The organism is Janthinobacterium sp. PC23-8, assembly GCF_002250505.1.
Classification (GTDB): domain Bacteria; phylum Pseudomonadota; class Gammaproteobacteria; order Burkholderiales; family Burkholderiaceae_D; genus Janthinobacterium.
Window position 1 is genome coordinate 3,209,584 of sequence record NZ_NJGY01000001.1, and the last position, 9,814, is coordinate 3,219,397.

The following is a 9,814-nucleotide window of genomic DNA, read 5'->3' on the forward strand; positions in this document are numbered from 1 at the left end:
CGCCGGTGGGCGCGGTGCCCGTGGCTGGCGTGCCGGCGGCGGTGGTGGTGGGGGGGCGTCCGCACCAGGCGCCGGTGGTGGCGGCAGCGCACGGTCTGCCGGTGGTGGCGGCGGAGGCGCCGGCTCGGCTTGTGCCAGGGTGAGCGGGCGCACCGGCACGGTCGCCGGGAAGGCGCTGGCGGACAGGGTCGACAGGGCAAATGCAAGCACCATCATGCAAGGTTTGAGTACGGTCATGGCTAACTCCTTGGTTCGGATTGAAAGGGTGGTAGTCATGACTATGCAGATTGCGTGCCAGCGCCACAGGCCGCTATTGTCCTTGCCTGTGCGGCTTGGGCGGCATGGAGTGTCCGTCCTGGTGACAGTGTGCTGTCACTGAGACGGACAACTGTCCGTTCGGTGTGCAGCTGGCGCGCCTTATTCCAGTCCGTGCTGCGCCAGTTTGCGGTACAGCTGCTGGCGCGACAGGCCCAGCCGGCGCGCGGCCTGGCTGCGATTGCCGGCGCAGGCTTCCAGGGCGCGCAACAGCATCACCGACTCGAGCCGCGCAACGGCGGCGTCGAGCGTGCCGTCCCAGTCGATATCGTCCACCGGCGCGGTGGCAATTCCCGCCCCCGCCCCCGCTTGCGCGACAGGCGTGGCATGCAGGCCCAGGTGGCTCGTTTCGATCAGCTCGCCTTCGCTCAGCGCAATGGCGCGCTGCATGGTGTTGCGCAGTTCGCGCACATTGCCCGGCCATGCGTGCGCGCGCAGCGCGGCCAGCGCGGCGCCAGACAGCCGCTTCGCGCGGCCGCTGGCGCCCTGCCGCAGGAAGTGTGCGGCCAGCAGGTCGATATCGTCCGGGCGCTCGCGCAGCGGCGGCAGATTGATGGTGATCACCTGCAGGCGGTACCACAGATCGGCGCGAAATGTGCCGGCCGCCACCTCCGCTTCCAGGTCGCGGTGGGTGGCGGCGATAATGCGCAGGTCGACCGGCAGCGCATGGCGGGCGCCCAGCGGCGTGACTTGCCGTTCCTGCAGCACGCGCAGGATCTTGGCCTGGGTCGGCAGCGCCATGTCGCCGATTTCGTCGAGGAACAGGGTGCCGCCATCGGCTTCGCGAAAGCGTCCGGCGCGGTCGGCCGTAGCGCCGGAAAACGCGCCTTTGACATGGCCGAACAATTCGCTCTCGAGCAGGTCGGCCGGAATCGCCGCGCAGTTGACGGCGACAAAAGGACCGGCGGTCCTGGCGCTGTTGGCGTGCAGCGCCTGCGCCACCAGTTCCTTGCCGGTGCCGGTCTCGCCCAGCACCAGCACCGAATTGTCGCTGTCGGCCACCAGGCCGATGCGCTTGAAGATGGCGCGCATCACTTCGCTGTTGCTGAGCATCTGTTCGCCGGCCTGGCTGGTATCGGCGCCTGTAGCTGCCTCGACATTGTCGTGCTCCTGGGCGCGCAGCGCGCGCGCCAGGGTCTGCGCCAGGGTGTCGCGGCCGATCGGCTTGGTGAGATGGTCGAACGCGCCCAGGCGCATGGCCTCGATGGTGTTCGAGCCGACCGCATAGGCAGTCAGCATGATGCACGGCACGCCCGGCGCCAGCGTGGGCGCCGCGCGCAAGAAGGCCAGGCCGTCGTCGCCGGGCAGGCGCAGGTCGACGATGGCCAGGTCGATGCCGCCCGCTTCCAGGCGCCGCAAGCCGGCCTCGCAACTGGCGGCCTGGCTGACCTGGTAACCCAGGTCGTCCAGCGCCTCGGCCAGGGTATCGCGAAAAGCGGTGTCGTCGTCGACGATCAGGATCATGGCCATGGCAGCTCCAGCACGATGCGGGTTCCGTGAGTATGCGCGGGATCGAGCGCCACGCTGCCGCCGTGCGCCTGCACCACTTCGCGCACCACGGCCAGGCCCAGGCCCGTGCCGCCGGCCCTGCCTGTCACCAGCGGATCGAACAGGGTCGCGCGCAAGGGGGGCGGCACGCCGCTGCCGTCGTCGCTGACCCACAGCCGCAGGCAAGCATCGCCGCGCGCCGCGCCCAGCACGATATGGCCAGGGCCGCCGGCGCGCGCATGGGTCAGCGCGTTGAGCAGCAGGTTGTCGATCACACGCTCCATATGGGCGGCATCGAACAGGGCGATGTCGCGCGTGGCCTGGTCCAGTCCCGCTTCAACGTCCAGCGTGATGGTGACTGCCATCTCGGCGGCGGCTTCGGCGTGCGTGAGCCGGCATTGCTCCAGCCAGCCAGCCAGCGCCACCGGGGCGCGCCGGGGATGAAACGACTGGGTCAGCGCGAGCAGGCTCGATACCAGCGTTTCCAGGCGCTGCACCTGGCCCAGGGTGGTTTGCAACGCGGCCTCGGTGCGGGCCTGGCGCTTGGCCGGCGGCGCGGCCAGCGCGTTTTCGGCCTTCATGCGGATAGTGCCGAGGGGGTTGCGAATTTCATGGGCCAGGCCGGCGGCCAGGCCGCCCAGGGCTGCCATGCGTTCGCTGGCCACCAGCAATTCGGACAGGCGCTGCGCCTCGCGGCCCCAGCGCATCAGCAAGAAGGCGAACCAGGCGCCGGCCATGACGAGGGAGCCGAGCAGCAGGCTGACGGCCAGGATCAAATGATTGAGTGCGCTGTCGGCGATGGTGGCGACCCTTGTCATGGTCCAGCCGGCCATGCCGGTGGCGACGGGGCAGGCGGTGTAGACCACCGCTTCGCGCAGGCCGGGCCGCACTTCGTCGACGCCGGCGCCGACCGCCAGGGTGCGCCGCGCCAGCGTCGTGATGCGCGGCAGTTCGGCCGCCGGCGCGTCGTCTTTCACGCCGCTGCCGTCATACGTGGGGAAGGCATAGGCAAACACGCCGCGCTCCTCGGTCCACAGGCCGCCTTCGACACCGGCGTCCTCGCGCAGGGCCATGTCGACCACGGCCCGTTCGACCGCCGCGCCGATGGCGCCATTGGTGTCGCCGAGCGCCATCTTGCCGCTGCCGGCGCGCATGATCTGGCAGAGGGCGCCGGCCCGCGTGCGCGCCGCAACGATCTGCGCGTCCGCCCCCTGCCGCCCCAGTTGCAACAGCAGCCAGATCAGCAGCGCCACCATCGCCGCGATGGCGGCCCATGACCACAGCAGGTCGCGTTTCAACATTGCGTTCAGCGCCACGTGCTATTTCCTGGACGGTGTAGGTTCAGACACAGGTGGTCACGGCGCGGACAGGTTCAGCGCCCGGGACTGGCGTCAGAATTCGCCGTCCAGGCCATCTTGCACCTGTTCGGCCGCGCGCAAGACCGCACGCGCCTTGTTTTCCGTTTCCTGCCATTCCATTTCGGCGACCGAGTCGGCCACGATGCCGGCGGCCGCCTGCACGTACAGCATGCCATCCTTGATCACGCCGGTACGAATCGCGATCGCCACGTCCATTTCGCCGCCAAACGACAGGTAGCCGCAGGCGCCGCCATAGATGCCGCGCTTGGTGATTTCCAGTTCGTCGATCACTTCCATGGCGCGCACTTTCGGCGCGCCCGTCAGGGTGCCGGCCGGGAAGGTGGCGCGCAGCACGTCGAGGTTCGACAGGCCCTCCTTCAAAGTGCCTTCGACGTTCGAGACGATGTGCTGCACATGCGAGTATTTTTCGATCACCATGCGGTCGGTGACCTGCACGCTGCCGGTGGTGGCGATGCGGCCGATATCGTTGCGCGCCAGGTCGATCAGCATCACGTGTTCGGCGATCTCTTTCGGGTCGGCCAGCAGTTCGGCGGATAGTTCGGCGTCGCGCTCGGGCGTGGCGCCGCGCGGACGGGTGCCGGCAATCGGGCGCAGCGTCACTTTCTTGCCGCCGTCCGGCGTGGTTTCGTTGCGCACCAGGATCTCGGGCGAGGCGCCGATGATCTGCATGTCGCCGAAGTTATAGAAGTACATATACGGCGACGGGTTCAGCGAACGCAGCGCACGGTACAGGGTCAGCGGCGAATCGACATAGGGCTTGCGGATGCGCTGGCCGATCTGCACCTGCATCAGGTCGCCGGCCATCACGTATTCGTGGGCCCTGGCGACGGCCTTCAGGTAGTCTTCCTTGGAAAAATCGCGGATGGTTTCGGTGCGCACCGAACTGCTGGTGACGGGGGCATCGACACCACGGCGCAACATCATGCGCAGGTCCTTCAGGCGCTGGCGCGCTTTGGAAAACGACTCGGGCTGGCTGGTGTCGGCGTAGACGATCAAATACAATTTGCCGGACAGGTTGTCGATCACGGCCAGTTCTTCGGTCACCATCAGCGCGATGTCGGGCAGGCCCAGGTCATCCTTCGGCGCGCCGCCGGCCAGTTTTTTCTCGATATGGCGCACCGTGTCGTAGCCGAAGTAGCCGGCCAGGCCGCCGCAAAAACGCGGCATGCCGGGGCGCAGGGCGACCTTGAAACGCGACTGGTACTGTTCGATGAAGTCGAGCGGATTGCCTTCGTGTTCCTCGATCACCGCGCCATTTTTCACGATCTCGGTGCGGTTGCCAAAGGTGCGCAGCACCGTGGTGGCGGGCAGGCCGATAAAGGAATAGCGGCCGAAGCGTTCGCCGCCGACCACCGATTCGAGCAGAAAGGTATTCTTGCCGCCGTGCTGGGTCTGCGCCAGTTTCAGGTACAGGGTGAGCGGGGTTTCCAGGTCGGCGAAAGCTTCGGCGATCAGGGGGATGCGGTTGTAGCCTTGCTGGGCCAGCGATTTGAATTCGAGTTCGGTCATGTGTCTCTCCATGCCGCCAGCATAACAGTGTGCAGTGTGCGTTGAGCACACCGTAGCTTGCGGTGAGTTATCAAAAAACCTGCCGCATGCGTGGAGGCACACGGCAGCAATCAGTGACGGCTTGGCCCTCAGGCCTGCCAGGATTGCCAGCGTCGCCAGAGCCAGGCCTCAATCGAGCCGGTTTCGGTGACGTTGTGTTTTTTGATGAGAAACGTGTTCACGATAAGGTGTGGGGTAGGGTCAGGTTTGCGCGCGTATCGCGTATGAGAAGCGCCGCGTCGAGTAGCGTATTTACTATACCATCGGAATCAGTATCGTGTATAGAGTGTCCGTGGTTGTAGCCATAGGGGACTGTCAGCACCGGGCAACCCGCAGCGCGGGCCGCCTGCGCGTCGTTCGATGAGTCGCCGATGGCCACCACTTTGGCCGGCGCCAGGTCGAAATCCCGGCACACCTGCAGCATTGGCAGCGGGTCCGGTTTTTTCCTGGCCAGCGAGTCGCCGCCATAGACGATCTCAAAGTACCGGTCGAGGTTTTTTTGTTTGAGCAGGGGCAGGGCAAAGGCAATCGGCTTGTTGGTCACGCAGGCCAGGCGCAGGCCCGCCGCCTTCATCGCCGCCAGGCCCGCCTCGACGTCCGGGTACAGGGTGCTGTACTGGCCATTGATGGCCAGGTAGTGGCGCTGGTAGCCATCCATCGCCTGGTCAAAACGCTGTTCCACGCCGGCAGGGTCAAAATCGAGCGCCAGCACCGTGCGGATCAGGTTTTCCGAACCCTTGCCGATCATCAGCGAGATGGCCTCGGCGCTGATGCTCGCCAGCTTGAGCTCGGCGCGCATGGCGTTGATGGCGACATGGAAATCGGGCACGGTATCGAGCATCGTGCCATCGAGGTCGATAATGGCGGCGCGCACGCCGGCCAGCACTTGATGCTGCACCGTGTCCGCGCCCATTATTTGCCCGCCACGGTTGCCAGCTCGGCGCGCATGGCGTCGATCACGGCCTTGTAGTCAGGCTTGCCAAAAATGGCCGAACCGGCGACAAAGGTGTCGGCGCCGGCGGCGGCGGCGGCAGCGATATTGTCGATCTTGATGCCACCGTCGACTTCAAGCATGATGTCGCGGCCCGATGCATCGATCATGCGGCGCGCTTCGGCGATTTTTTTCAAGGACTGCGCAATGAAGGACTGGCCGCCGAAACCGGGATTGACCGACATGATCAGGATGATGTCGATCTTGTCCATCACATGTTCCAGGTAGTGCAGGGGCGTGCCGGGGTTGAAGACCAGGCCGGCCTTGCAGCCGTTGTCGCGGATCAGCTGCAGCGAGCGGTCCAGGTGTTCCGACGCTTCCGGGTGGAAGGTGATGATGTTCGCACCGGCTTTGGCGAAATCCGGGATAATGCGATCGACAGGCTTGACCATCAGGTGCACATCGATGGGCACTTGCACATGTGGACGGATGGCTTCGCACACCAGCGGTCCGATGGTCAGGTTCGGCACATAATGGTTATCCATCACGTCGAAGTGGATGATGTCGGCGCCGGCGGCAACGACGTTGCGCACTTCCTCGCCCAGGCGGGCGAAGTCGGCGGACAGGATGCTGGGAGCGATGCGAAATGTAGTCATGGTGAGCAGGGCCAGAGGGTGAAAGATGCAAAGTTGCGCTATTTTACGCTTGACGCCGCCGCCATGCCCTTTTGAAACACACAATACCCGCTCGTGCCGCAGCCGGCGAGGCTGTGGCGCGACACCTCAGGAACCAGACAAGGACGACGATGGCGACTTATGAATTTACGGTAACGGTCAGGACACAGTATCTGCCCGAGCAATCGGCGCCCGAGCAGGGCCGCCATGTGTTCAGCTACACGATTCGCGTGGTTAACACGGGCACGGCCGGCGCGCAGCTCATTTCGCGCCATTGGGTCATCACGGACGCCAACAACAAGGTCGAAGAAGTGCGCGGCCTGGGCGCCGTTGGCCACCAGCCGCTGCTGCAGCCGGGCGAGCAGTTCGAATACACGAGCGGTACCGTGCTGGCCACGCCGCAAGGCTCGATGCTGGGCGAATACTTCTGCGTGGCCGAGGACGGCCATCAATTCGAAGCGCAGATTCCCGAGTTCGTGTTGTCGCTGCCGCGCACGCTGCACTGAACTGCAGCGCTTACTTGAGTTTTTCGGTGGTGTCCTGTTCCAGGCCCACCTGTTTCTGCGTCGGCGGCGTGGGCTTCTTGCCCGAGTACATGGTCCACCAGACGATAAACGCCAGCAGGAAGAACGCCACCATCGCTTCCAATACCAAGATCCACATACGCTCTCCTATGTCATCACGCCTCAGTCTACTCGTTTCAAGCGCCGCCGTCGCGCTGGTTTTAGCCGCATGTACCACGACGGTACCACCGCCGCCGGCCAAGCCTATGCCCGTGGCCCATCCCGTGCCGGCCAGGCCGGCGGCACCCGACGCCAGGGATGCGCAGGCGCCCACCTTCACGCCCGTCAGCTTTGCCGCCTTGCCAGGTTGGGAGCGTGACGACGTGCGCGCCGCCTGGCCCGCCTTCATGGCCTCGTGCGGCGTGCTGGTCAAGCGGCCCGACTGGAAAGAGTCGTGCACGATTGCGCGCCAGGTCAATGCCGACAGCGACCAGGCGATCCGCCAGTTCTTCGAAGCGTTTTTCGTGCCGAACCAGGTGGTCGCCGCCGATGGCAGCCATGCCGGCCTGGTGACAGGCTATTACGAACCGCTGCTGCATGGCGCGCGCAAACGCGGCGGCCCTTACCAGACGCCGTTGTACAAGGTGCCCGACGACCTGGTGACGGTGGATCTGGCCAGCGTGTATCCGGAGCTGAAAAACCTGCGCCTGCGCGGCAAGCTGGTCGGCAAGAAGGTGGTGCCGTATGCCACGCGCGCCGAGATCGAGCGCGCCACGTCCGTCACGGGCAAGGAGCTGATGTGGGTCGACGATGAAGTGGAGGCTTTCTTCCTGCAAGTACAGGGCAGCGGCAGGGTCCAGCTGACGGACACCCAGGAAACCGTGCGCGTAGCCTACGCCGACCAGAATGGCCACCCGTACCAGTCGATCGGCCGCTACCTGGTCGACAAGGGCGAACTGACCATGAGCCAGGCGTCGGCGCAGGGCATCAAGGCCTGGATCGCCGGGCATCCGACGCGCAAGGATGAGCTGTTCAACGCCAATCCCAGCTATGTTTTCTTCAAGGAAGAGCGCCTGCCCGACCCGAAAGTGGGGCCGAAAGGCGCGCTGGGCGTGCCACTGACGCCACAGCGTTCGGTGGCCGTCGACTCGCGCTTTTTGCCGCTGGGCGCGCCCGTGTTCCTGTCGACCACGCTAGCCAATAGTGATATCCCGATGCAACGCATGGTGATGGCGCAGGACACGGGCGGCGCCATCCGCGGCGCGATCCGGGTCGATTACTTCTTTGGCTTTGGCAACGAAGCGGCCGAGCATGCCGGCCGCATGAAGCAGAGCGGCATGGTGTGGGTGCTGCTGCCGAAGCAGTTCCCGGACCCGGTCCCGGTCCCGGTGCCGGTCCCGGCCCCCTGAGTTATCTCAGCACCATCACTGGCAAGTGGGTGTGTGCCAGCACTTTCTGCGTTTCGCTGCCCACGAACAGTTTGTTGAGACCCTTGCGGCCATGCGAGGCCATCAGGATGATGTCGCACTGATGGGCTTGCGCTGTATTGACGATTTCTTCGTGTGGGCTCGGTGACAGGGCCAGCACGCCTTCGAACGGTACATTGGCGGCGCGCGCGGCCTCGCCGATTTTATCGAGCGCGCGCTGCGCTGACTCATTCATCTGCTGCTCGTACAGGCTGGCGTCGAGCACGATGCCGCCATCGGCCATCGGCGAAAACGGAAACGGCTGCACCACGCTGACGGCGACCAGCTTGGCCTGGTTCAGTTGCGCAAACGCGATGGCGGTATTGGCGGCCTGGTCGGACAAGGGGGAACCGTCGGTAGGAAAAAGTATCGTCTTGAACATAATGTGCTCCTTGGAAATAGTTGCAGCTTATGGATATACCCTGGGAAAATCTTTGATGCATATCAAGCTGATCCCACTTGGTGTCCACAAGTCATTCGATGCTCGGTACATCCCACTGTATATCCGTTTTCTGCTTCGGCTGCGCACGCCTCGTTTTAGCCGCTACAATCGTCAGTACCGTTTATCGAGAGGAGACACCCATGCAATATGAAGACCTGATCATCGACATCCAGGACAAAGTCGCGCTGATACGCCTGAACCGCCCCAAGGCCCTGAATGCCCTGAGCGACCGCATGATGAACGAACTGGGCGACGCGTTGCTCAAGTTCGATGCCGACGACAACATCGGCTGCATCGTGCTGACCGGCAGTGAAAAAGCGTTCGCCGCCGGCGCCGATATCGCCGCCATGGCCGACTACACCTATCCTGACACCTTTACCCAAGGCTATATCAGCCGCAACTGGGAGCATATCCTGCGCGTGCGCAAACCGGTGGTGGGGGCGGTGGCCGGCTATGCGCTGGGCGGCGGTTGTGAACTGGCCATGATGTGCGACTTTTTGATTGCCGCCGACAGCGCCAAATTCGGCCAGCCGGAAATCAAAGTCGGCGTTACCCCAGGCGCGGGCGGCACGCAGCGGCTGCCACGCGCCATCGGCAAGGCCAAGGCCATGGACTTGCTGCTGACGGCGCGCACCATCGATGCTCTGGAGGCAGAACGTATCGGCCTGGTGTCGCGCGTGGTGCCGGCTGACAAATTGCTGGAAGAAACCCTGGCCGCCGCGAAAACCATCGCCGCCATGCCGACTTCGGTTGCCATGATGATCAAGGATTGCGTCAACCGCGCGTTTGAAACCACGCTCACTGATGGCGTCGCCTATGAGCGCCGGCTGTTCCAGGCGGCGTTTGGCACCCCGGCGCAGAAAGAGGGCATGCACGCATTTTTGGAAAAGCGCTTGCCAAACTTCGATGGTCTTTGATATGATTCGCCTCCTCGCAAAACGACGCACACAAAACAAGGTGTTGCGCAGTAAAAGCGGGGTGAAAAAGAAGGTTGACGAAATGCTGAAAACGCTTCATACTCTTCCTTCTTCGCAGCTGACAAACACAACGCTTTGTCGATAGCGCGAA

At 64.3% G+C, this 9,814-nt stretch carries 11 protein-coding genes; 3 read left to right on the top strand and 8 right to left on the bottom strand.

Features of this window, described 5'->3' with window-relative positions:
* From CD932_RS28830 to rpe, 6 genes are all read right to left on the bottom strand, one after another.
* On the bottom strand, positions 1–237 hold a 237-nt coding region (locus tag CD932_RS28830), incomplete at its 3' end, for a hypothetical protein (protein WP_217907262.1).
* Positions 238–417: 180 nt separating this feature from the next.
* Positions 418–1,785 carry a sigma-54 dependent transcriptional regulator gene (locus tag CD932_RS13815; protein WP_094443125.1) on the bottom strand — a complete coding sequence of 456 codons (1,368 nt, stop codon included), beginning with the start codon at positions 1,783–1,785 and terminating at the stop codon, positions 418–420.
* A complete protein-coding gene (locus CD932_RS13820; protein WP_254926579.1) occupies positions 1,776–3,119 on the bottom strand; it encodes a sensor histidine kinase KdpD in 1,344 nt (447 codons plus the stop codon). Before CD932_RS13820 ends, CD932_RS13815 begins: the two co-directional genes overlap by 10 nt.
* A gap of 75 nt (positions 3,120–3,194) precedes the next feature.
* Positions 3,195–4,691 (bottom strand): anthranilate synthase component I, encoded by a 1,497-nt coding sequence (gene trpE, locus CD932_RS13825; RefSeq protein WP_094443127.1) that lies wholly within the window; start codon positions 4,689–4,691, stop codon positions 3,195–3,197.
* Positions 4,692–4,908: 217 nt separating this feature from the next.
* Complete coding sequence (locus CD932_RS13830; RefSeq protein WP_094443128.1) at positions 4,909–5,643, bottom strand: phosphoglycolate phosphatase; 735 nt, start codon at positions 5,641–5,643, stop codon at positions 4,909–4,911.
* A complete protein-coding gene (gene rpe / locus CD932_RS13835) occupies positions 5,643–6,317 on the bottom strand; it encodes a ribulose-phosphate 3-epimerase (RefSeq protein WP_094443129.1) in 675 nt (224 codons plus the stop codon). Before rpe ends, CD932_RS13830 begins: the two co-directional genes overlap by 1 nt.
* Before the next feature lie 149 nt (positions 6,318–6,466).
* On the opposite strand from rpe, the gene apaG reads away from it, so the two are divergent.
* Complete coding sequence (gene apaG / locus CD932_RS13840; protein ID WP_094443130.1) at positions 6,467–6,841, top strand: Co2+/Mg2+ efflux protein ApaG; 375 nt, start codon at positions 6,467–6,469, stop codon at positions 6,839–6,841.
* A gap of 10 nt (positions 6,842–6,851) precedes the next feature.
* Here apaG and CD932_RS28835 read toward each other — a convergent pair whose 3' ends face one another.
* The gene (locus CD932_RS28835; RefSeq protein WP_176460953.1) at positions 6,852–6,998 is read right to left on the bottom strand and encodes a hypothetical protein; all 147 of its coding nucleotides are present in this window, start codon (positions 6,996–6,998) and stop codon (positions 6,852–6,854) included.
* Between the two features lie 10 nt (positions 6,999–7,008).
* Here CD932_RS28835 and CD932_RS13845 point away from each other — a divergent pair, with 10 nt between their 5' ends.
* On the top strand, positions 7,009–8,247 hold the full coding sequence (locus CD932_RS13845) for a murein transglycosylase A (protein WP_094443131.1): 1,239 nt from the start codon (positions 7,009–7,011) through the stop codon (positions 8,245–8,247).
* A gap of 1 nt (position 8,248) precedes the next feature.
* Here CD932_RS13845 and CD932_RS13850 read toward each other — a convergent pair whose 3' ends face one another.
* Positions 8,249–8,686: a universal stress protein gene (locus CD932_RS13850; RefSeq protein ID WP_094443132.1), complete on the bottom strand. Its 438-nt coding sequence runs from the start codon at positions 8,684–8,686 to the stop codon at positions 8,249–8,251.
* A gap of 200 nt (positions 8,687–8,886) precedes the next feature.
* Here CD932_RS13850 and CD932_RS13855 point away from each other — a divergent pair, with 200 nt between their 5' ends.
* A complete protein-coding gene (locus CD932_RS13855; protein WP_094443133.1) occupies positions 8,887–9,663 on the top strand; it encodes an enoyl-CoA hydratase in 777 nt (258 codons plus the stop codon).
* The last annotated feature ends 151 nt before the right edge of the window (positions 9,664–9,814 follow it).